Here is a 20,754-nt window from a genome sequence, read left to right as displayed (position 1 = left end):
GAAGCCGCTTAACAAATTATGCGCTATCCCCTTGCGGTGGCGCGCTGTGGCAGGCACAGGGAATTGTTTTTCGAACCGGTCGTTTCATGAAAGTGCTCGCCATCGATTGTGCCGCCAACCTCTGCGCTGCCTGCGTCTATGACGCCGGGGCGAGGCAGGAGCTCGGCCGCGCGGTGCTCGATCTCGGCAAGGGCCATGCCGAGCATCTGATGGGCGTCATCGCCGAGGCGCTGAAGGCTGGCGCAACCGCCTATGCCGGCCTTGGCGCCATCGCCGTCTCCGTCGGCCCCGGTTCCTTCACCGGCCTGCGTGTCGGGGTTTCCACGGCGCGTGGCCTGGCGCTGGCGCTCAAGGTGCCTGCTATCGGCGTGGCGACGCTCGAGGCACTGGCGGCCGAGGCGGCAGGGGCATTTCCCGGCCGCGCCGTGCTGGCCGCGCTCGATGCCGGCCGCGAGGAGATCCATGCCGCTCTCTACGATGAAATGTCGGTTTTGACTTACGGTCCGGCCGTGGTCACGCTGGCGGATGCCGTGGCCATGGCGAGCGAGGGGTCTTCGGTGCTCGCCGGGACCGCCGCGACGCGGATCGCGGCCTTCGCCGGATGCGCCTTCGACATCGGACCCGAGACGGCGACCGCGGACATTCTCACTTACGCCCGCCTGGCGGCCGCCAAGGGCGGGGGCGAGAGGCCGAAACCTCTTTATCTGCGCGGCGCCGACGCCAAGCCGCAGGCCGGGTTCATACTTTCCAGGCAAGGGAAATAATGCGCATACCTTTTCTCCAGTCGCGCCGCCGCGATTACGCGCTCGAACCGCTCAGGACCACCGACAGTCCGGCGGTCTCGCTGCTGCACCGCGAGGACTTCGTCCGGCCCTGGACCGATGGCGAGTTCGCGGCCTTGCTCGAACAGGACACCGTGTTCGGCTATGCCGCGCGCGAAACCGGGCAGGGCGCCAAGCCGCCGGTCGGCTTCGTGCTGGCCCGGCTGGCGGCCGGCGAGGGCGAGATCCTGACCGTCGCGGTGGCGCGGTCGCATCGCCGCCAGGGGCTAGGCTGGCAGCTGATGGACGCGGTGCTGCGCGAACTGCACGCGCAGCGCGCCGAGGCGCTCTTCCTCGAGGTCGACGAGACCAATGTCGCCGCGATCGCCCTCTACAGGCGTCTGGGGTTCCGCGAAGTCGGCAAGCGCCCCAACTATTACAGGTCGCCCGAGCATGGCCCGACCGGCGCGCTTGTCATGCGCCGCGATCTTCGCTAGCCAGGGTTTCGGGGTGGCGATGATCGGAAAAATCAGGATTTTCCTGGCGATAGGGCTGGTCGTCGCCGGTTCGCTGATCCTGGTGCCTTTGCAGGTCCTGTCGATGAAGACCGGCTGGTGGCCCGAAACCTTCATCCTCAAGATCTGGCACAGGCTGATCGTCAGGGCCCTCGGCATGCGTATCCATGTCAACGGCACGATGTCCGACCGCCGCCCCTTGCTGATTGCCTCAAATCACATCTCCTGGACCGACATCATGGTGCTGGGCTCGTTTGCCGATGTGAAGTTCATCGCCAGGGCCGACATGGAAGGCTGGCCGCTGATCGGCATGCTGTCGAAGCTGCAGCGTACCGTCTTCATCGAGCGTGAGCGCAAGCGCTCGTCCGGCGACCAAGCGAGCGAGATCGCCAACCGCATGGCCAAGGGCGATGCCATGGTGCTGTTTGCCGAGGGCTCGACGGGCGACGGCAACATCGTCCTGCCTTTCAAGAGCACGCTGTTCGGCGCCGCCTCGATGGCGATTTCGGAGGGCGCGGCGGAGCAGGTCTTCATCCAGCCGGTAGCGATCGCCTATACCCGGTTGCATGGCGTGCCGCTCGGCCGCCGGCACCGGCCGATCGCGGCGTGGATCGGCGACGAGGATCTGATGCCGCACCTCAAGGTGCTGATGGCCGAAGGCGCGCTCGATGTCGAGGTGCATTTCGGCGAACCGATTGTCTTTGCCAAGGGGTCGAACCGGAAGGAAACGGCGAAGCTGATGGAAAGCCGCGTGCGCGAAATGATGCAGGGAGCACTGGCCGCGCCGCGCCCGAGCCGCTGAATCCCGAAGGCCCCCAGGCAGAATCGTCTGTTTTTTGTCGCGGAAAGGCGTTAGAAGCCGCCGGATGGACTTGAACACGGTTGAAAGCGACGACATCGGGACTGCGGCTGGACAGCAGGCAGTGATTTCCCCGGCAGCGAAAAAGGTCTTCGTCAAGACTTATGGCTGCCAGATGAACGTCTATGATTCGCAGCGCATGACAGATGCGCTGGCCGCCGACGGCTACACGGCGACGCAGACCATCGGCGAAGCCGATCTGGTGCTGCTAAACACCTGCCACATCAGGGAAAAAGCGGCTGAAAAGGTCTATTCCGAGCTCGGTCGCATTCGCGAAATGAAGGCCGAACGCGCCGCGGCCGGCCGCGAATTGCTGATCGGCGTCGCCGGTTGCGTGGCGCAGGCCGAAGGCGCCGAGATCATCCGCCGCTCGCCCGCCGTCGACCTCGTCATCGGCCCGCAGACCTATCACCGGCTGCCGGACGTACTGGCCAGGGTGCGCGGCGGCGAGAAGATCGTCGAAACCGACTACGCCATCGAGGACAAGTTCGAGCACTTGCCGCAGCCGAAGCGCGCCGAGGTGATCAAGCGCGGCGTCACCGCCTTCCTCACCGTCCAGGAGGGCTGCGACAAGTTCTGCACCTTCTGCGTCGTGCCCTACACCAGGGGGTCCGAAGTGTCGCGGCCGGTGGCACAGATCGTCGCCGAAGCCGAGCGCCTGGCGGAAGCCGGGGTGCGCGAGGTGACGCTGCTTGGCCAGAACGTCAATGCCTGGCATGGGCAAGGCGAAAACGGCGAGGAATGGGGCCTTGGCCGCCTTCTGTTCAGGCTGGCCGAAATTCCCGGGCTGGCGCGCCTGCGCTACACCACGAGCCACCCGCGCGACATGGACGACGAGCTGATAGCGGCCCATCGCGACCTGCCGGCATTGATGCCGTATCTGCATCTGCCGGTGCAATCCGGGTCCGACCGCATCCTGAAGGCGATGAACCGCAGGCATACGGCGGATGATTATCTGGCGCTGCTCGACCGCATCCGCGCCGTGCGGCCCGATATCGCGCTGTCGGGCGATTTCATCGTCGGCTTCCCCGGCGAGACGCAAGCCGATTTCGAGGCGACGATGGAGCTGGTGCGCCAAGTGAACTACGCCTCGGCCTTCTCGTTCAAATATTCGCCGCGCCCCGGCACTCCGGGCGCCGAGATGGCCGGCCATGTGCCGGAAGCGGTCAAGGACGAGCGCTTGCAGCGGCTCCAGGCGCTGCTTTTGAAGCAGCAGCAGGATTTCGGCTTGAGTCTCGTCGGCCGCACCATAGATACGCTGATTGAGAAGCCAGGTCGCCAGGCCGGCCAGAAGGTCGGGCGCTCACCTTGGCTTCAGCCGGTTATTGTTGATGAAAAGGCCGGCGAAATCGGTGACATTATCCAGGTGCGAATCACGAAGACGGGTTACAATAGCCTGTTCGCCGAATTGGTCTGATGACCTCGGCAGATGAGGAGAGACGGTTGAGCGCAGCGGAGCTGAAGAACCTGCCCCCGGTACCGGCATCTGGGGCTTCTGACATGGCGCACATCGTACTGACTTTCGACAACAACAAGCTTGCCAGCGCCCTTTACGGCCAGTTCGACGAGAACCTCGCCCGGCTCGAGCAGAAACTGGGCGTCGACATCCGCTCGCGCGGCAACCAGCTGACCATCAAGGGGTCGGCTTCCGCCGCCGAGCAGGCCCGCCGCGCGTTGGACAATCTCTACGGCATCCTCCAGAAGGGGGTGGATATCGGCCAGTCGGATGTCGACGGCGCCGTGCGCATGGCGGTCGCCGCCGATGACCAGCTCACGCTGCCGACGCTGGAGCGCAAGGGCAAGGTCTCGGCCGCCCAGATATCGACGCGCAAGAAGACGATCTACGCCCGCTCGCTCACGCAGGACGCCTATATGCGGGCGCTGGAGCGCTCGGAACTGGTGTTCGGCATCGGCCCGGCCGGTACCGGCAAGACCTATCTGGCGGTGGCGCATGCGGCGATGCTGCTCGAACGCGGCATGGTCGAGCGCATTGTTCTGTCGCGGCCTGCCGTCGAGGCCGGCGAGCGGCTGGGCTTCCTGCCCGGCGACATGAAGGAGAAGGTCGATCCCTATCTGCGGCCGCTCTACGACGCCCTCTACGACATGATGCCGGCCGACAAGGTCGAGCGCGCCATCGCCGCCGAGGTGATCGAAATCGCACCGCTCGCCTTCATGCGCGGCCGCACGCTGGCGCATGCCGCCGTCATTCTCGACGAGGCGCAGAACACCACGCCGATGCAGATGAAGATGTTCCTGACCCGTCTGGGCGAAAATTCGCGCATGATCGTCACCGGCGACCCAACGCAGATCGACTTGCCGCAGAACACCAAGTCAGGCCTTGTCGAGGCGCTCCGGATTCTCGATGGTGTGACCGGCATGGTGACGGTCCGCTTCAATGAAGGCGACGTCGTCAGGCATCCGCTGGTCGCCGAGATCGTCAAGGCCTACGACCGGGACGGCAAGCTCGCCCGCGGCCTGGGGACCGAAGGCTGATTTTGGTCGTGCGACCCAATGGTTGAGGCCGAAACGCCGAGCGGGCCGGCTCTGTCGCTGCCCGTCGACATCGATCTGACGATCGAGGCGGGGGATTGGCCGGACGAAGCCGAGCTTGTCCGGCTGGTTGGCGCCGCCGCCGCGGCGGCATTCGCCGAGACGGGTGCGGCGGGCCATTCCGAACTCAGCGTCGTTTTTTCCGACGATGCCCATGTCCAGGCGCTCAACGCCGGCTGGCGCGGCAAGGACAAGCCGACCAACGTCTTGTCTTTTCCGGCATTTCCTTTCCCCAAGGGCGGTCCGCTGCCGCCGATGCTCGGCGATATCGTGTTGGCCGCGGAGACGGTGGCGCGCGAGGCGGCACTGGAAGACAAGCCGCTGGAGAACCATATTTCCCATCTCGTCATCCACGGCCTGCTGCATCTCATGGGCCATGATCACGAGACCGACGCCGAGGCCGAGGAGATGGAGGCCGTCGAGCGCGCCGCGCTCGCCAGACTTGCCATTCCCGATCCCTACGCGTAACTACTTCTAACCATTTGACGGACGAAGATGAACGACAAACCTGAAACTGCCGTCCGCCCCGACGCCGGCAGTGCGACCAAGGCTTCCGATACGTCGGAAGAGGGATCAAGTCCGAGTACCGTTACCCCTGGTGTTGCCAACACCGGCAGCGTCGCCAGTGAGCCGTCGCCTGCCGGGCCTTCCCTGTTCAACCGCGTTCTGGGCCTGTTCAGGCAACGCAACGGAACCAGCCTGCGCGAGGAGATCGCCGGCGCGCTCGCCGAGACGACGAGCGATGTCGAATCCTTCTCGCCGGGCGAACGCGCCATGCTCAACAACATCCTGCGGCTGCGCGAGGTGCGCGTCGAGGACGTCATGGTGCCGCGCGCCGACATCGAGGCGGTCGAGATCGCGACCACGCTTGGCGATCTGCTTGGCATGTTCGAACAGTCCGGCCATTCCCGCATGCCGGTCTATGCCGAGACGCTCGACGACCCTCGCGGCATGGTCCACATCCGCGACGTGCTGGCCCATATCACCAAGATTGCGCGCGTCAGGAAGGGCCGGGCGACCAGGAAGACACCCGTGGCCACGGTTCTCGACCTCACCCAGGTCGATCTCTCGCGCACCATAGGCGAACTGAACCTGATCCGGCCGGTGCTGTTCGTGCCCCCGTCCATGCTGGCCTCCGATCTGATGGGCCGCATGCAGACGACGCGCACGCAGATGGCGCTGGTCATCGACGAGTATGGCGGCACCGACGGGCTTGTCTCGCTCGAGGACATCGTCGAGATGGTGGTCGGCGACATCGAAGACGAGCACGACGACGACGAGCCGATGATCACTCAGACCGGTGAAGGCGTGTTCATCGTCGACGGCAAGGCCGAGATCGACGAGGTTGCCAAGATGATCGGCGGGGATTTCGCCGCCGGCGAACATGGCGAGTATGTCGACACTATCGGCGGCATGATCTTCAACACGCTTGGCCGGGTGCCGGCGCGCGGCGAGGTGGTGCAGGCCATCCCTGGCTTCGAGTTCCATGTGCTTGACGCCGATCCGCGCCGCGTCAAGCGCGTGCGCATCGTGCAGAACCAGAAGGGCGAACGCCGCCGCCGCGCCGCGGCGCGCACCGAGCAGGCTTAAGCGCCTGCGGATGACCGAAGACCCCTTCAAGCACGCCGCCTTGGGATCCGGCGTGTTCTACAGGGATCCGCGGGCCGCGCTGGATTGGCTGGAGACAGCTTTCGGCTTCGAACGCAGCATGGTGGTCAGCGATACCGACGGCAAGCTCGTCCATTCCGAGATGCGGTTCGGCGACTGTTACATCATCGTCGATTCCGAATGGAGCGACTATGTCGCCAGCCCGGCCTCGGTCTCGGGCAAGAACACGCAGTCGGTCTATGTCAGGCTGAAAGACGGCATTGATGCACATTGCGAGCAGGCGCGGACGGCGGGTGCCGGTATAATCCAGGAGCCGGCGGACCAGTTCTACGGCGAGCGCCAGTATCGGGCGCGCGATCCCGAGGGCCATGTCTGGACCTTCACGCAGACCATCCGCTCGGTTCCGCTGGAAGAGGCCGAACGGCTCGGCGACGTGCGCATAGAAGGGTGGCACCGCTAAAGCAATTCCAGGAAACGTGTGTACGGTTTTGCGTCCGGAATTGCGTGATGGCCCCAGCAGCGGTGAGTGGGTTTCACGGCAGACCACCCGAAGTTTGGAGCGCAGGCCGCGGCCTGATAAATCTGCTGCCGTGATTCGCACGACTCGGAACCATGCATGAACCGCCTGGCCGGCCGGATAATTCTGTTTTGGGGTTGGCGGCGTGCGCTCGTGGCGTTCCTCGCGGGCGCCCTGGCGGTGCTTGGCCAGGCGCCGTATGATTTCTTTGCCGCTTGTTTCATTTCGTTTCCGCTGCTGGTCTGGCTGCTCGACGGGGCGACCGGTGAGGCCTCGGGCAGCCTGTTTGCGCGGCTGCGGCCGGCCTTTGCCGTCGGCTGGTGGTTCGGCTTCGGCTATTTCCTCGCCGGTCTGTGGTGGATCGGCTCGGCGCTGCTTGTAGAGGCCGACAGTTTCGCCTGGGCGCTGCCCTTCGCGGTGGTCGGCATCCCCTTTGCATTGGCCTTCTTCTATGGCTTTGCGGCCATGGTCGCCCGGCTCCTGTGGAGCAACGACATCGGCCGCATCGCGGCGCTGGCCGCCGCCTTTGGGCTGGCCGAATGGCTTCGCGGCTTCCTGTTCACCGGCTTTCCCTGGAATGCGATCGGCTACGCGGCGATGCCGGTGCCCCTGCTGATGCAGAGCGTCTCGGTCACCGGCATGGTCGGCATGAACGTGCTCGCCGTGTTCGTCTTCTCGCTGCCGGCGCTGCTGGCGGCGCGCACCCATCTTCGTCTTGGCGTCGCGCTGCTTGTCGTGCTCGTCGCCGCTCATGCCGGCTTCGGCTATCACAGGCTCAACGCTCCGGCCGCGCCTGCGGCCCGCACCATCGATGTGCGCATCGTCCAGCCCGCCGTCGACCTCTCGGAAAAGTGGGACGCCTCGGTACGCGACCGCATCTTCGCCACCCTGATAGGCCTGTCGGCCAAGGCGCCGGACCCCGGCCATGAAAAGCCGAAACTGATCCTGTGGCCCGAAACCTCGGTCCCGTTCCTCCTCACCGAGCGGCCGGACGCTTTGACCGCACTGGGCGACATGCTGGACGCCGGCCAGATGCTGATCGCCGGCGTCGTGCGCGAGGAAGGCGGTCCGGCGGCCGGTGCCGGCAGCCGCTACTACAACTCCGTGGTGGCGATCAACGACAGGGGCGAAATCGCTGACGCCGTCGACAAGGTCCATCTGGTGCCGTTCGGCGAATACCTGCCTTTCGCCGACCTGCTCGACCGTTTCGACATCGAACAACTGGTCGCTGGCCCGGTGACCTTCACGGCAGGCAATGAGCGGCATGCGATCACGCTGCCGGACGGCGTCCGCGCCTTGCCCTTCATCTGTTACGAAGTGATCTTTCCCGAACTGGTGGCGGTTGACGCAACGTCAGCGCAGCTTATTGTCAACGTTACCAACGATGCGTGGTTCGGCGATACGCCGGGTCCTTATCAGCATTTCAGGCAGGCTCAGATTCGCGCAGTGGAGAACGGGTTGCCCTTGTTGCGTGCGGCCAACAACGGCATCTCGGCGGTTGTCGACCCACGCGGGCGCATCATCGATGCGCTGGCCATCGACGCGCGCGGGGCCATCGACGTCCGTGTGCCAATCTCGCGGCAAGCGGTCGTGTCCGCCAGCCAGCTGCGCATTAACGGAATGCTGATCATGTTGCTGTTTGCCCTGGCTGCCGTCCTGTTCAATGTAAGGCAAAGGCTACGGGTGAATTGACAGTCGACACATTAGAAACTCATACTGTAACGCCTGAAAATTTCTCGAAGTCGGTGGATCGTTCTGTTGGGGCAGTCGCCTCCGGCTTTGTTTGGGTAGGAAAAAAATCACAAAGCCGAAAAAATTCGGCGAGGAAAAAATGACAGAAGATAACAAGAAGAAACCGAATCCGATCGACATCCATGTTGGAAGTCGCATCCGGCTTCGCCGCAATATGTTGGGAATGAGCCAGGAAAAACTGGGCGAGAACCTCGGCATCACATTTCAGCAGATACAGAAATATGAAAAGGGCACCAACCGTGTCGGCGCAAGCCGCCTGCAGGCGATAGCATCCATACTCGGCGTGCCTGTCGCCTTCTTTTTCGAGGATGCGCCGGGCCAGGAGAGCCCGGCCGGCCGCGGATTCGCGGAGGATGCTTCGATGGCTTTCGCCGTGGAATTCTGCGGCAGCCCGGAGGGCCTTCAGCTCAACCGGGCCTTCGTCAAGATCGCCGACGTCAAGGTGCGTCGCAGGATCATAGACCTGGTGAAGTCGCTGGCGTCCGAAGATTCCGACTGATCCGCAACAGGACTCGAACCGGCGGCATTCCGGCCGCTGGTGGTACAAAATATCGACATCGACATTCATGCCAGAAGGGCGGCGCCGCTTGACGAGCGGCGCTTCGCCCCGCTAACACGTGGCGCGCCAAATCGGCAGCCTGCCGATCGTTTTTTCAAGAGGGGACACCCGTGACGCGGCAGAACTACTTCTTTACCTCGGAATCCGTTGCCGAGGGCCATCCCGACAAAGTCTGTGACCGGATCTCCGACGAGATCGTCGACCTGGTCTACCGTGAGGCCAAGAAGACGGGCATGGACCCGTGGAAAGTCCGCGTCGCCTGCGAGACGCTGGCGACCACCAACCGCGTCGTCATCGCCGGCGAGGTGCGCGTTCCCGAGACGCTGCTGAAGAAGGACAAGGAAGGCAACATCCTCAGGGATGCCGCCGGCCATCCGATCGTCAACCCGGCGAAGTTCAAGTCGGTCGCCCGCAAGGCGATCCGCGAGATCGGCTATGAGCAGGCCGGCTTCCACTGGAAAAAGGCCAAGATCGACGTTCTGCTACATGGCCAGTCGCCCGACATCGGCCAAGGCGTCGACAATGCCTCCGACCGCCAGGGCGAGGAGGGTGCCGGCGACCAGGGCATCATGTTTGGCTATGCCTGCCGCGAGACTCCGGACCTGATGCCGGCGCCGATCTACTACAGCCACAAGATCCTCGAACTTCTGGCCGCCGCCCGCCACCAGAACAACGGCGATGCCGGCAAGCTCGGGCCGGACGCCAAGAGCCAGGTTACCGTCCGCTATATCGACGGCAAGGCCGCCGAAGCGACGCAGATCGTGCTGTCGACCCAGCACCTCGATGCGAGCTGGGATTCCAAGAAGGTGCGCAAGGTCGTCGAGCCCTATATCCGCGAGGCATTGGGTGACCTCAAGATTGCCGACGATTGCATGTGGTACATCAATCCGACCGGCAAGTTCGTCATCGGCGGGCCTGATGGCGACGCCGGGCTGACCGGCCGCAAGATCATCGTCGACACCTATGGCGGCGCCGCACCCCATGGCGGCGGCGCCTTCTCGGGCAAGGACACCACCAAGGTCGACCGTTCGGCCGCTTATGCGGCGCGCTACCTGGCCAAGAACGTCGTGGCGGCGAAGCTCGCGGACCGCTGCACCATCCAGCTTTCCTACGCCATCGGCGTCGCCCAGCCGCTGTCGGTCTATGTCGACCTGCACGGCACCGGCAAGGTCGACGAGGCAAGGCTCGAGGAGGCGCTGCGCAGCGTGATGGACCTGTCGCCGTCCGGCATCCGCCGCCACCTCGACCTCAACAAGCCGATCTACGCCAAGACCTCGTCCTACGGTCATTTCGGCCGCAAGGCCGGCCGCGATGGGTCCTTTTCCTGGGAAAAGACCGATCTCGCCAAGGCACTCAAGGATGCTGTCGCTGCCTGAGGGCGGCGACAGGACCTGATCAGCCGATGAGTTCCGGGGGCAGGCCAAGCCGCGCGACAGAAGCCTTCTTCGGCCGTCGGCGCGGCAAGCCGGTTCGCCCGCAGCAGGCGGCGGCCCTGGAAAGCGGCCTCGACACCTATCGGCTCGATCTGACGACCGAGACGCCGTCGGATCTGCGGGCTCTGTTCGAAGCCGATGTTTCCGCCTTTCGCCTCGAAATCGGCTTTGGCGGCGGCGAGCATCTCCTGCATCGCGCGACCGAAGCGCCGATGACCGGCTTTATCGGCGTCGAGCCCTTCGTCAACGGCATGGCCAAGATGATGATGGCGGTGCGGGAAAAGCCGCTGGCCAACCTCAGGGTCTACGACGACGACGCCACGCGGCTGCTCGACTGGCTGCCGCAGGCCTCGCTCGATGGCATCGACCTGCTCTATCCCGATCCGTGGCCGAAGAAGAAGCACTGGAAGCGCCGTTTCGTCAGCCCGGTCAATCTCGAGCGTTTCGCACGCGTTGTGAAGCGTGGCGGCGAATTCCGTTTCACTTCCGACATCGACACCTATGTGAACTGGACCCTGTTGCATTGCCGCGCGCATGGCGGTTTCGCCTGGCAGGCTTCAGAGGCCGCCGACTGGCATCGCCCCTACGATGGCTGGCCAGGCACCCGCTACGAGGCGAAAGCCGTCCGCGAGGGCAGGCGGCCGGCCTATCTTACCTTCATCAGGACCTAGGCATCGGGATTTGGGCGCCCCTCGTGTGTGGGCGATCTTCAATTGTTGCGGGGACACAGAACTCGAATGTCGCCCGTTGGCCGGAGTTCAGAAACGGCTGATCTTGTCGAAAGCCGTCGGATCCATGCCGAGCCTGCGCAGATCGTGGGCGCGCGGCTTGCGGCCGGCTTCCACCGCCCGCGACGCGGCTACGGCGCTGCCGAATGTGGTGAAGAGATCGCCTATGGCGGAAAAAACCTTGCGGCTGTTCATTGTCATGTCCTTTCGCGTGCGGTGACGCGCTATCGCTATCGTTTTGTGCAATGCAACGTAGATAGGAGCGCGGCTTGAGAACCAACAAGGGCCGTTGCCGCATGGATGGCATGCACCTGGCGCAAGCCCAATGCACCGGACATGCGCGCAGTTGGGACGGCGGGCTTGAAACACCGTGCCGGATCGTTTATATCAGCCTCAAATTCTTGGTCGGTATGACGAAGAGTGGGTCCACCCGGTCCCGCTCTTTTTTATTACCTGCCGACGGCTAGAGAATGATCGACAGGAATCGAATGACGTCAACGGCAAGCGAGAGCGACGATCGCATCATCCGCGAAAGCGGCATCGATGCGCGCATCGCGCTGATCATCCAGCCGGTGCTGCGCGGCATCGGCTTTCGCCTTGTACGCGTGCATCTGTCCGGTCAGAACGGGCTGACGCTGCAGATCATGGCTGAGCGCGAGGACGGCACCATGACCGTCGAGGATTGCGAAGAGGTGAGCCGTGCGGTGTCGCCGGCGCTCGACGTCGACGATCCCATCGAGAAGGCGTATCATCTCGAAGTCTCATCGCCCGGCATTGACCGGCCGCTGGTGCGCAAATCGGATTTCGTGACCTGGACCGGTCATCTGGTGAAGATGGAAACATCGGTCGTTGTCGCGGATCGCAAGCGCTTCAAGGGCAAGATCGCCGAAGCCGGTGAGAACGATGTGCTGATCGAGCGCGACAAGGCGGCCTACGGTGAGGAGCCGACAGTGCGCGTGCCCTACGACGCCATTGCCGAAGCCCGGCTGATCCTGACCGACGACCTCATCCGTGATGCGTTGTCGAAGGACAACAGGGCGCGCAAGGAAGCCAAGAAACGCCGCGGCGAACCGGACGACGACGTACCGGAGGGTACGGAATCGGGCGCTACGGAAGAACACGAACAGGAAAGTTGATTGAGCTGCCAGGCCCCAGGGCCGGCAAACAGGCTCGGGAGAAAAAACATGGTTGTAAGCGCCAACAGACTTGAACTGCTGCAGATTGCCGACGCGGTCGCGCGCGAAAAGTCGATCGACAAGTCGATCGTCATCGCCGCCATGGCCGATGCGATCCAGAAGGCGGCACGCTCGCGTTATGGCCAGGAGACCAACATCCGCGCCGACATCAACCCCAACACCGGTGAGATGAAGCTGCAGCGACTGATGGAAGTGGTCGAGAAGGTCGACGACTACGCCACGCAGATTGCCATTTCCTCGGCGCGCGAGCGCAATCCCGACGCCCAGCTCGGCGACTTCATCGCCGAACAGCTGCCGCCGATGGATTTCGGCCGTATCGCCGCCCAGTCGGCCAAGCAGGTCATCGTGCAGAAGGTGCGCGAGGCCGAGCGCGACCGCCAGTATGATGAATACAAGGACCGCATCGGCGAGATCGTCAACGGAACCGTCAAGCGCGTCGAATACGGCAATGTCATCGTCGATCTCGGCCGTGGCGAAGCGATCATCCGCCGCGATGAGCTGATCCCGCGCGAAAACTACAAATATGGCGATCGCGTCCGCGCCTATGTCTACGACGTGCGCCGTGAGCAGCGCGGCCCGCAGATCTTCCTGTCGCGCACCCATCCGCAGTTCATGGCCAAGCTCTTCACCATGGAAGTGCCGGAAATCTATGACGGCATCATCGAGATCAAGTCGGTCGCCCGCGATCCCGGTTCGCGCGCCAAGATCGCCGTCATCTCGCGCGACAGCTCGATCGATCCGGTCGGCGCCTGCGTCGGCATGCGCGGCAGCCGCGTCCAGGCGGTCGTCGCCGAATTGCAGGGCGAGAAGATCGACATCATTCCGTGGTCCCCCTCGGCCGCATCCTTCATCGTCAACGCGCTGCAGCCGGCGGAAGTCGCCAAGGTCGTGCTCGACGAGGACGCCGAGCGCATCGAAGTGGTGGTGCCGGACGACCAGCTCTCGCTGGCCATCGGCCGCCGCGGCCAGAATGTGCGCCTCGCTTCGCAGCTCACCGGCTGGGATATCGACATCCTGACCGAGGCCGAGGAATCCGAGCGCCGCCAGAAGGAATTCGTCGAGCGCTCGGCGCTGTTCATGGAAGCTCTCGACGTCGACGAGATGGTCGGCCAGGTGCTTGCCTCCGAAGGCTTCACCAGCGTCGAGGAAGTCGCCTATGTCGATGCCGGCGAAATCGCCTCGATCGACGGCTTCGATGAGGATACCGCCTCGGAGATTCAGACCCGGGCCCGCGAATATCTGGAGAAGATCGAAGCCGAGCACGACGAAAAGCGCAGGGCGCTGGGCGTCAAGGACGAGCTGCGCGAAATCCCGGGCATCACCACCGCCATGATGGTGACGCTTGGCGAGGACGGCGTGAAGACGATCGAGGATTTCGCCGGCTATGCCGCCGACGACCTCACCGGCTGGAAGGAACGCAAGGACGGCGAGACCAAGGTGTATCCGGGCGTGCTGGCCGATCATGGCGTTTCGCGCGCCGATGCCGAGCAGATGGTGCTCGCGGCCCGTCTCAAGGCCGGCTGGATTTCCGAAGACGAGCTTGCAGCCGAAGAAGCGCCGGCTGACGAAGCCGTTGGTGCGTGAGGTGAAACCGCATCGCACAGAACCCGCCCTTGGACGAGATGAACGATCGCACCTGCATCGTCACCCGCAAGCAGGCCGAACCGGATGAACTGATCCGGTTTGTCATCGGCCCGGATTCGGCCGTCGTTCCGGATCTCAAGAGAAATCTGCCCGGCCGTGGTTGCTGGGTGAGCGCCGACCGCCTACATATCGACAAGGCGGCGGCGAAGAACCTCTTCGCCCGCGCCTTCAAGGCACAGGTGGTCGTGCCGCCCGACCTCGGCGGCATGGTCGATGGGCTGCTTTCCAGATCCGCCCTTGGCATGCTGGGTCTCGCTCGCAAGGCAGGGGCGATCGCGCTGGGCGCCACCAAGGTGGAGAGCGCGGTGCGCGGTGGATTGGCGCTTTTCGTGCTCCACGCGACCGAAGCCTCAGACGATGGTGTGCGCAAGATCAGCCAGGCGCGGCGGGCGACCGTCCATATTGGCGGCCCCTCCATCCTTGCCTACAAACTTTTCTCCGAGGCTGAGTTGAGCTTGGCATTGGGGGGTACAAATGTGATACATGCTGCCGTCCTCGCGGGAGACGCGGGTAAGGCGGTCCAGAAGCGCATGGTTGCGCTCGACCGATATCGGGGCGGTACCCCGGACGATCTGGCAATGCTTGCGGCCGTTGCTGACGAAGATGAGGCCGCAGAGGATATGGAATGAGCGATACGAAATCGGGCGACGACAAGACGTTGAGTGTTACGCCGAAGAAGACCTTGACGCTGAAGCGCCCCGGCATGGAACAGGGCACAGTGCGCCAGAACTTCTCGCACGGCCGCACCAAGTCGGTCGTGGTCGAGACCAAGAAGCGCAAATTCTCGCTGCCCGGCGACAAGCCGGAGCCGGCGGTGGTGGCCCCCGTGTTCACCCCGAAGCCGGCGGTCGCGGCGGCTCCCGTCGTGCAGGAGGCACCCAAGGCACCGCCTCCACCTCCGCCGGCACCGGTCGAGCGTAGCGGCATGGTGTTGAACGAGCTGTCGCGCAGCGAAATGGAAGCGCGCCGCAGGGCGCTCGAAGGCTCCAAGGCGCGCGAGGTCGAGGACCGCCAGCGCGCCGTCGAGGAAGCCAAGCGCCGCGCCGAGGATGAGGAGCGCCGCAAGCGCGAGCGCGAGGAATCCGCACGCCGCCAGGCCGAGGAAGAAGCGCGGTTGCAGGCCGAGGCCGAATCCCGCCGCCGCGCCGAGGAAGAGGCACGCCGCCGCGCGCCCCAGGCCGCCGAACTGGCGACCGCCGACGAGGAAGAAGAGGTCAAGCCGAAGCGGACTGGCGCCGGTGCGCCGGTGCGCCGTCTGGTGACGCCCGAAGTGGCGCGTCCGGCCAAGCCGACCAAGGGCGAGGAAGACCGCCGTCGCGGCAAGCTGACTTTGAACTCCGCGCTTTCCGACGAGGATGCGCGGGCCCGTTCGCTGTCGTCGATGCGCCGCCGCCAGGAAAAGTTCAAGCGCGCGATGCACAATGAGCCGCGCGAGAAGGTTATGCGCGAAGTGATCCTGCCCGAAACCATCACTATCCAGGAACTGGCGCAGCGCATGTCCGAGCGCGCTGTCGATGTGGTCAAGTTCTTCATGAAGCAGGGTCAGATCCTGAAGCCGGGCGACGTCATCGACGCCGACACGGCGGAACTGGTCGCCACCGAATTCGGCCACACGGTCCGCCGCGTCGCCGAGTCCGACATCGAGGAAGGCCTGTTCAACATCGCCGACCGTCCGGAAGACCTGGTGTCGCGGCCGCCTGTCGTGACCATCATGGGCCATGTCGACCACGGCAAGACCTCGCTGCTCGACGCGATCCGCAACGCCAATGTCGTCTCCGGCGAGGCCGGCGGCATCACCCAGCATATCGGCGCCTATCAGGTCGAGAAGAACGGCCAGAAGATCACCTTCATCGACACGCCCGGCCACGCCGCCTTCACGGCCATGCGCGCCCGCGGCGCCCAGGCCACCGACATTGCCATCCTGGTGGTGGCGGCCGACGACAGCGTGATGCCGCAGACGATCGAATCGATCAGCCATGCCAAGGCGGCCGGCGTTCCGATCATCGTGGCGATCAACAAGATCGACAAGCATGACGCCGATCCGCAGAAAGTGCGCTCCGAGCTGTTGCGCCACGAGGTGTTCGTGGAATCGATGGGCGGCGAGGTGCTGGACGTCGAAGTGTCGGCGACCAAGGGCACCAATCTCGACAAGCTGCTCGAAGCGATCCTGCTGCAGGCCGAAATCCTCGACCTCAAGGCCAATCCGGACCGCACCGCCGAGGGCGTCGTCATCGAGGCGCAGCTCGACAAGGGCCGTGGCCCCGTCGCCACCGTGCTGGTGCAGACCGGCACGCTGATGCCGGGCGACATCCTTGTCGCCGGCAATGAATGGGGCCGTGTGCGCGCGCTGGTCGATGATCGTGGCGAACACGTCAAGGAAGCGCCGCCGGCGATGCCGGTCGAGGTGCTGGGCCTCCAGGGCACGCCGCAGGCCGGCGACCGCTTCGCGGTGGTCAACAACGAGGCCCGCGCCCGCGAGATCACCGAATATCGCCAGCGTCTGGCCCGCGAGAAGGCGGTTGCCCGCCATGCCGGCCAGCGCGGTTCGCTCGAACAGATGATGTCGCAGCTGCAGACGAGCGGACTGAAGGAGTTCCCGCTGGTCATCAAGGGCGACGTGCAGGGTTCGATCGAGGCGATCAACGCGGCGCTCGACAAGCTCGGCACCGACGAGGTGCGTGCGCGCATCGTCCATGCCGGCGCCGGCGCCATCACCGAAAGCGACGTGTCGCTGGCGGAGACGTCGGGTGCGGCGATCATCGGTTTCAACGTCCGCGCCAATGTGCAGGCACGCGCCGCCGCCGCGGCCGCGGGCATCGAGATCCGCTACTACTCGATCATCTACAACCTCGTTGATGACGTGAAGGCGGCTCTGTCAGGTATGCTCTCGCCGGAGCGTCGCGAGACCTTCATCGGCAATGCGCAGATCCTCGAGATCTTCGACATCACCAAGGTCGGCAAGATCGCCGGCTGCCGTGTCACCGAAGGCAAGGTCGAGCGTGGCGCGGGCGTGCGCCTGATCCGCGACAACGTCGTCATCCACGAAGGCACGCTGAAGACGCTGAAGCGCTTCAAGGACGAGGTTTCGGAAGTCCCGGGCGGCCAGGAATGCGGCATGGCCTTCCAGAACTACGAGGACATGCGCGTCGGCGACATCATCGAGTGCTTCCGCGTCGAGATGGTAACCCGCACGCTCTGAGTTCGTATGACGTCCGTCATGCCAGGCGGTGGCCGAGAGGCCGCCGCCTGGCTAATATTTGAGACATGAGGCACGGTCCTATCCCGTGCCCCACGCTTTCAGGATCGAGAAAAATGCCCCGTTCGACCACATCAGGCCCATCCCAGCGCATGCTGCGCGTCGGCGAGCAGGTGCGCCATGCGCTGTCTGAAACCTTGCAGCGCGGCGAGATCATCGATCCGCTGGTCGAGAATGCCGTGGTTTCGGTCTCGGAAGTGCGTATGTCGCCCGACCTCAAGATCGCAACCGCCTTCATCTCGCCGCTCGGCGCCACGGACGCCGGCGCGGTGGTCGAGGCGCTCAACAAGCATGCCAAGTTCATCCGCGGCCGTGTCTCCGGCGCGCTGCGGCAGATGAAGTACATGCCCGAGTTTCGCTTCCGGCTCGACACCTCCTTCGATAATTTCGCCAGGATCAACGATCTCTTGAAATCGCCGGAAGTGTCGCGCGATCTGGATGCGGACGACGACGATAAGGACAGCGAATAATGGCGCGCCGCGGCAAGAAGAAGGGCCGGCCGGTCTCGGGCTGGGTGGTGCTGGACAAGCCGGTCGGCATGGGCTCGACCGAGGCCGTCTCCAAGATCAAGTGGCTGTTCCAGGCGGAGAAGGCCGGCCACGCCGGCACACTCGATCCGCTCGCTTCCGGCATGCTGCCGATCGCGCTCGGTGAAGCCACCAAGACCGTGCCCTACGTTCAGGACGGCGCCAAGATCTACCGCTTCACTGTCGCCTGGGGGCAGGAGCGCTCGACCGACGACCTCGAGGGTCCGGTGACGAGGGACTCCGATCGGCGTCCCGCGGAGGCCGAAGTGCGGGCGCTGCTATCGAAATACACCGGCGTCATCATGCAGACGCCGCCGCAATTCTCGGCCATCAAGATCGCGGGCGAACGCGCCTATGATCTCGCCCGCGACGGCGAGACGGTCGATATTCCCGCGCGCGAGATCGAAATCGGCCGCCTCGACATCGTCGAGCAAGGGGCCGATCATACGGTTTTCGAGGTCGAATGCGGCAAGGGCACCTATGTGCGCTCGCTGGCCCGCGATATGGGCCGCGATCTCGGCTGCTTCGGCCATATTTCTGAACTGCGCCGGATCGAGGTCGAGCCGTTCACTGCCGAGGATTTCGTCACCGTCGCCGAACTGGAGGCGGCGCGCTTCGGCGAGCAGGGTCATGGCACACAGGAACCGTCCCCCGATACGATAGAAGCGGCGATCGATTTTGGCGCGATCGATGCACTGCTTGTCGACACCTCGGCAGCACTCGACTGCCTGCCGCAGATCGCCATCAGCGACGATGCGGCGACGAAGATCCGCCTCGGCAACCCCGTCATCATCCGCGGCCGCGACGCGCCGGTGGAGGCCGAAGAAGCCTGCGCGACCGCGCGCGGCAAGCTGGTGGCCATCGGCGCCGTCGAGCAGGGCATGTTCAAGCCCAAACGGGTTTTTGCCGGGTGAGAACCCCTCATCTGATCTCTATGCGATATCTATCCGAGGGACCGCATGGCAAAGGTTGAGGCGATCAAGACACGGGCGCCGTTCAGGACCAGGCGGCCGCCGGTAGGCGCATCTCCCGGCACGCTGATCGCCGATCCCGCGGCGCGACGCTCGGAACTGCGGCTCACCCTGATCTCGCCGCAAAAGTCCAAAACGATCGACAATGCCAGCATCGACGACGTCAATGCCAATTGCGAAAAGTGGCCAGTCATCTGGCTGGACTGCACCGGCCTCGCCAATATCGAGCTGATCGAGGAGATCGGCCGCATCTTCAACCTGCATCCGCTGGCGCTGGAAGACGTCGTCAACACAGGCCAGCGGCCGAAGGTGGATTTCTTCGAAGATCACGCTTTCGTGGTCATGCGGGTGATCGACGACGTCGCCTCGCACCGCTACGAGCAGATCGCCGTCTTCCTTGGCAAGAATTTCGTCGTCACCTTCCAGGAGCGTGAAGGCGATCCGTTCGATCCGGTGCGCAAGCGCATCGAAAGCTCGGCGCCGAACCGGCTGCGCGCCCGTGGCGCCGACTATCTCGCCTATGCGCTGATCGACGCCATCGTCGACAGCTACTTTCCGCCGATCGAGGCGGCCGGCGAACTCGTCGACAGCATCGAGGACCAGATGCTGCACGCGCCGCACAAGCATCAGATGCAGCAGCTTCATGGATTGCGGCACGACGCCAATGTGCTGAAGGGGGTGCTGTGGCCGATGCGCGACGCGCTGGCGACGCTGATCCGCAACGACGTGTCCTATGTGAAGGCTGAAACCAAGGTTTTCCTGAATGATACGCTCGACCACGCGCTGCGGCTGATCGAGTTGGTCGAGAACCAGCGCGACATGCTGACCGGCCTGATCGAGATGCATCTGTCGCTGAGCCAGGCACGCACCAACGAGGTCATCTCCTATCTGACGATCGTGTCGGTCATCTTCATGCCGCTCACGTTTCTGGTCGGCGTCTGGGGCATGAATTTCGATCCGGAGACGTCGCCCTGGAACATGCCGGAGCTGAAGGCCTATTACGGCTATCCCTTGTCGCTGTTGTTCATGGCCGTGGTCGCGATTGGGCTGATTGCCTTCTTCAAATGGAAGAAATGGCTTTGACGGCGATAACTTGCCGTTTTGGCGTGAAAAGCCGGCTTCGTGAATTGGGCTGGTGTTTTCTTGGGAATTGCACTATATGCGCCGCAGCTTAGCGCTATGACGCTCTGCTTTGCACCGGCCCCTGCTGGACGACATCCCGGCTGAGGGCGACCCGTTTCCTCGAACAGATAAGGAAAAACACGATGTCGATCACTGCCGAGCGCAAACAGGAATTGATGACTGAATTCGCAACCGCCAAGGGCGACACCGGGTCTCCGGAAGTTCAGGTGGCCATCCTTTCCGAGCGCATCAAGAACCTGACCGACCATTTCAAGGACCACAAGAAGGATAACCATTCCCGCCGTGGTCTGCTCGCTCTCGTCTCCCAGCGCCGCAGCCTGCTTGATTATCTCAAGCGCAAGGACGACACGCGCTACCAGACGCTGATCGAGAAGCTCGGCCTGCGCCGTTGACGAATTGACCGGCGGGCCCTCGCAAGGGCCCGCCGGTCGCGCATTTGAGCACCGGACCAATCCGATCTCGAATGCAGGTACTGGAGCGCCGCGCACCCATCCGGATGCCGGACGGACGCTCCAACAAGTTGAGTTTGCGCGTGACGCATTCCGCAAGCCGCTGCTTGTGGGGTCATGCGCAGGGCCAGTCGGATCGATTGGCCAAATCCGGTTTCGAGCGTGCAGAGGGCCCCCTCGAAGCCACCCCATGGACGGTCATGGGGCAGGATTGCAGGACGCTCGTGCGGCCATCCGGCCGACATGGATCGAGCTTCCCGTTGTCTTGCCCGTGGCTGCCCGAGAA

Annotated in this window: 21 protein-coding genes; 20 read left to right on the top strand and 1 reads right to left on the bottom strand. The window is 64.1% G+C overall.

Translation table 11 applies throughout. The features are described from left to right. Nucleotides 1–86: 86 nt before the first annotated feature. The 12 genes from tsaB to trmB all read left to right on the top strand — a co-directional run bounded on the left by tsaB (nucleotide 87) and on the right by trmB (nucleotide 11,225). The gene (gene tsaB / locus LB533_RS20980) at nucleotides 87–764 is read left to right on the top strand and encodes a tRNA (adenosine(37)-N6)-threonylcarbamoyltransferase complex dimerization subunit type 1 TsaB (RefSeq protein ID WP_140639975.1); all 678 of its coding nucleotides are present in this window, start codon (nucleotides 87–89) and stop codon (nucleotides 762–764) included. Continuing rightward, nucleotides 764–1,258, top strand: coding sequence for a ribosomal protein S18-alanine N-acetyltransferase (gene rimI / locus LB533_RS20975; RefSeq protein ID WP_140629792.1), 495 nt, complete (start codon nucleotides 764–766; stop codon nucleotides 1,256–1,258). Before tsaB ends, rimI begins: the two co-directional genes overlap by 1 nt. A gap of 19 nt (nucleotides 1,259–1,277) precedes the next feature. Further along, nucleotides 1,278–2,078, top strand: a complete 801-nt coding sequence (locus tag LB533_RS20970; protein WP_140639974.1) for a lysophospholipid acyltransferase family protein — start codon at nucleotides 1,278–1,280, stop codon at nucleotides 2,076–2,078. A 64-nt stretch (nucleotides 2,079–2,142) separates the two neighbouring features. Next, nucleotides 2,143–3,552 (top strand): tRNA (N6-isopentenyl adenosine(37)-C2)-methylthiotransferase MiaB, encoded by a 1,410-nt coding sequence (miaB, locus tag LB533_RS20965; RefSeq protein WP_140639973.1) that lies wholly within the window; start codon nucleotides 2,143–2,145, stop codon nucleotides 3,550–3,552. Between the two features lie 83 nt (nucleotides 3,553–3,635). Then, nucleotides 3,636–4,628 (top strand): PhoH family protein, encoded by a 993-nt coding sequence (locus LB533_RS20960; RefSeq protein WP_224518987.1) that lies wholly within the window; start codon nucleotides 3,636–3,638, stop codon nucleotides 4,626–4,628. 18 nt (nucleotides 4,629–4,646) lie between these two features. Continuing rightward, a complete protein-coding gene (gene ybeY, locus LB533_RS20955; RefSeq protein ID WP_140639972.1) occupies nucleotides 4,647–5,153 on the top strand; it encodes an rRNA maturation RNase YbeY in 507 nt (168 codons plus the stop codon). Between the two features lie 27 nt (nucleotides 5,154–5,180). Continuing rightward, nucleotides 5,181–6,275: a hemolysin family protein gene (locus tag LB533_RS20950; RefSeq protein ID WP_140639971.1), complete on the top strand. Its 1,095-nt coding sequence runs from the start codon at nucleotides 5,181–5,183 to the stop codon at nucleotides 6,273–6,275. Nucleotides 6,276–6,285: 10 nt separating this feature from the next. After that, entirely contained in the window at nucleotides 6,286–6,753 is a 468-nt protein-coding gene (locus LB533_RS20945; protein ID WP_140639970.1) for a VOC family protein, read from the top strand. A 156-nt stretch (nucleotides 6,754–6,909) separates the two neighbouring features. Continuing rightward, on the top strand, nucleotides 6,910–8,502 hold the full coding sequence (lnt, locus tag LB533_RS20940; protein WP_140639969.1) for an apolipoprotein N-acyltransferase: 1,593 nt from the start codon (nucleotides 6,910–6,912) through the stop codon (nucleotides 8,500–8,502). A 139-nt stretch (nucleotides 8,503–8,641) separates the two neighbouring features. Continuing rightward, on the top strand, nucleotides 8,642–9,061 hold the full coding sequence (locus LB533_RS20935) for a helix-turn-helix domain-containing protein (RefSeq protein ID WP_140496800.1): 420 nt from the start codon (nucleotides 8,642–8,644) through the stop codon (nucleotides 9,059–9,061). A gap of 170 nt (nucleotides 9,062–9,231) precedes the next feature. Further along, nucleotides 9,232–10,497 carry a methionine adenosyltransferase gene (gene metK, locus LB533_RS20930; protein WP_140639968.1) on the top strand — a complete coding sequence of 422 codons (1,266 nt, stop codon included), beginning with the start codon at nucleotides 9,232–9,234 and terminating at the stop codon, nucleotides 10,495–10,497. Nucleotides 10,498–10,523: 26 nt separating this feature from the next. Beyond that, the gene (gene trmB, locus LB533_RS20925; RefSeq protein WP_140639967.1) at nucleotides 10,524–11,225 is read left to right on the top strand and encodes a tRNA (guanine(46)-N(7))-methyltransferase TrmB; all 702 of its coding nucleotides are present in this window, start codon (nucleotides 10,524–10,526) and stop codon (nucleotides 11,223–11,225) included. Nucleotides 11,226–11,312: 87 nt separating this feature from the next. Here trmB and LB533_RS20920 read toward each other — a convergent pair whose 3' ends face one another. Further along, nucleotides 11,313–11,477: a hypothetical protein gene (locus tag LB533_RS20920; protein WP_140639966.1), complete on the bottom strand. Its 165-nt coding sequence runs from the start codon at nucleotides 11,475–11,477 to the stop codon at nucleotides 11,313–11,315. Between the two features lie 293 nt (nucleotides 11,478–11,770). Here LB533_RS20920 and rimP point away from each other — a divergent pair, with 293 nt between their 5' ends. From rimP to rpsO, 8 genes are all read left to right on the top strand, one after another. Next, nucleotides 11,771–12,418 carry a ribosome maturation factor RimP gene (gene rimP, locus LB533_RS20915; protein ID WP_140639965.1) on the top strand — a complete coding sequence of 216 codons (648 nt, stop codon included), beginning with the start codon at nucleotides 11,771–11,773 and terminating at the stop codon, nucleotides 12,416–12,418. 48 nt (nucleotides 12,419–12,466) lie between these two features. Beyond that, a complete protein-coding gene (nusA, locus tag LB533_RS20910; RefSeq protein WP_140639964.1) occupies nucleotides 12,467–14,062 on the top strand; it encodes a transcription termination factor NusA in 1,596 nt (531 codons plus the stop codon). 38 nt (nucleotides 14,063–14,100) lie between these two features. Continuing rightward, nucleotides 14,101–14,751, top strand: a complete 651-nt coding sequence (locus LB533_RS20905) for an RNA-binding protein (protein ID WP_140640180.1) — start codon at nucleotides 14,101–14,103, stop codon at nucleotides 14,749–14,751. Beyond that, entirely contained in the window at nucleotides 14,748–17,321 is a 2,574-nt protein-coding gene (gene infB / locus LB533_RS20900; protein WP_140639963.1) for a translation initiation factor IF-2, read from the top strand. Before LB533_RS20905 ends, infB begins: the two co-directional genes overlap by 4 nt. A 113-nt stretch (nucleotides 17,322–17,434) precedes the next feature. After that, the gene (gene rbfA, locus LB533_RS20895) at nucleotides 17,435–17,848 is read left to right on the top strand and encodes a 30S ribosome-binding factor RbfA (RefSeq protein WP_140639962.1); all 414 of its coding nucleotides are present in this window, start codon (nucleotides 17,435–17,437) and stop codon (nucleotides 17,846–17,848) included. After that, nucleotides 17,848–18,819, top strand: coding sequence for a tRNA pseudouridine(55) synthase TruB (gene truB / locus LB533_RS20890; protein WP_140639961.1), 972 nt, complete (start codon nucleotides 17,848–17,850; stop codon nucleotides 18,817–18,819). The genes rbfA and truB overlap by 1 nt, the downstream gene beginning before the upstream one ends. 45 nt (nucleotides 18,820–18,864) lie before the next feature. Continuing rightward, nucleotides 18,865–19,959, top strand: a complete 1,095-nt coding sequence (corA, locus tag LB533_RS20885; RefSeq protein ID WP_140639960.1) for a magnesium/cobalt transporter CorA — start codon at nucleotides 18,865–18,867, stop codon at nucleotides 19,957–19,959. 182 nt (nucleotides 19,960–20,141) lie between these two features. Continuing rightward, nucleotides 20,142–20,411, top strand: coding sequence for a 30S ribosomal protein S15 (gene rpsO / locus LB533_RS20880; RefSeq protein WP_140496780.1), 270 nt, complete (start codon nucleotides 20,142–20,144; stop codon nucleotides 20,409–20,411). Nucleotides 20,412–20,754 lie beyond the last annotated feature (343 nt).

It is taken from the genome of Mesorhizobium sp. BR1-1-13 (assembly GCF_020165515.1).
Taxonomy (GTDB): domain Bacteria; phylum Pseudomonadota; class Alphaproteobacteria; order Rhizobiales; family Rhizobiaceae; genus Mesorhizobium.
This window is presented reverse-complemented; position numbering and strand designations above follow the sequence as displayed.

What these genes read in the sequence shown, in the direction of transcription:
- trmB (WP_140639967.1), top strand. Translation starts at nt 10,524, where the DNA reads ATGAGTTCCGGGGGCAGGCCAAGCCGCGCGACAGAAGCCTTCTTCGGC.
- LB533_RS20960 (WP_224518987.1), top strand. Translation starts at nt 3,636, where the DNA reads ATGGCGCACATCGTACTGACTTTCGACAACAACAAGCTTGCCAGCGCC.
- lnt (WP_140639969.1), top strand. Translation starts at nt 6,910, where the DNA reads ATGAACCGCCTGGCCGGCCGGATAATTCTGTTTTGGGGTTGGCGGCGT.
- ybeY (WP_140639972.1), top strand. Translation starts at nt 4,647, where the DNA reads ATGGTTGAGGCCGAAACGCCGAGCGGGCCGGCTCTGTCGCTGCCCGTC.
- rbfA (WP_140639962.1), top strand. Translation starts at nt 17,435, where the DNA reads ATGCCCCGTTCGACCACATCAGGCCCATCCCAGCGCATGCTGCGCGTC.
- truB (WP_140639961.1), top strand. Translation starts at nt 17,848, where the DNA reads ATGGCGCGCCGCGGCAAGAAGAAGGGCCGGCCGGTCTCGGGCTGGGTG.
- rimI (WP_140629792.1), top strand. Translation starts at nt 764, where the DNA reads ATGCGCATACCTTTTCTCCAGTCGCGCCGCCGCGATTACGCGCTCGAA.
- LB533_RS20950 (WP_140639971.1), top strand. Translation starts at nt 5,181, where the DNA reads ATGAACGACAAACCTGAAACTGCCGTCCGCCCCGACGCCGGCAGTGCG.
- corA (WP_140639960.1), top strand. Translation starts at nt 18,865, where the DNA reads ATGGCAAAGGTTGAGGCGATCAAGACACGGGCGCCGTTCAGGACCAGG.
- rimP (WP_140639965.1), top strand. Translation starts at nt 11,771, where the DNA reads ATGACGTCAACGGCAAGCGAGAGCGACGATCGCATCATCCGCGAAAGC.
- rpsO (WP_140496780.1), top strand. Translation starts at nt 20,142, where the DNA reads ATGTCGATCACTGCCGAGCGCAAACAGGAATTGATGACTGAATTCGCA.
- LB533_RS20970 (WP_140639974.1), top strand. Translation starts at nt 1,278, where the DNA reads ATGATCGGAAAAATCAGGATTTTCCTGGCGATAGGGCTGGTCGTCGCC.
- nusA (WP_140639964.1), top strand. Translation starts at nt 12,467, where the DNA reads ATGGTTGTAAGCGCCAACAGACTTGAACTGCTGCAGATTGCCGACGCG.
- LB533_RS20920 (WP_140639966.1), bottom strand. Translation starts at nt 11,477, where the DNA reads ATGAACAGCCGCAAGGTTTTTTCCGCCATAGGCGATCTCTTCACCACA.
- tsaB (WP_140639975.1), top strand. Translation starts at nt 87, where the DNA reads ATGAAAGTGCTCGCCATCGATTGTGCCGCCAACCTCTGCGCTGCCTGC.
- LB533_RS20935 (WP_140496800.1), top strand. Translation starts at nt 8,642, where the DNA reads ATGACAGAAGATAACAAGAAGAAACCGAATCCGATCGACATCCATGTT.
- infB (WP_140639963.1), top strand. Translation starts at nt 14,748, where the DNA reads ATGAGCGATACGAAATCGGGCGACGACAAGACGTTGAGTGTTACGCCG.
- LB533_RS20905 (WP_140640180.1), top strand. Translation starts at nt 14,101, where the DNA reads ATGAACGATCGCACCTGCATCGTCACCCGCAAGCAGGCCGAACCGGAT.
- miaB (WP_140639973.1), top strand. Translation starts at nt 2,143, where the DNA reads ATGGACTTGAACACGGTTGAAAGCGACGACATCGGGACTGCGGCTGGA.
- LB533_RS20945 (WP_140639970.1), top strand. Translation starts at nt 6,286, where the DNA reads ATGACCGAAGACCCCTTCAAGCACGCCGCCTTGGGATCCGGCGTGTTC.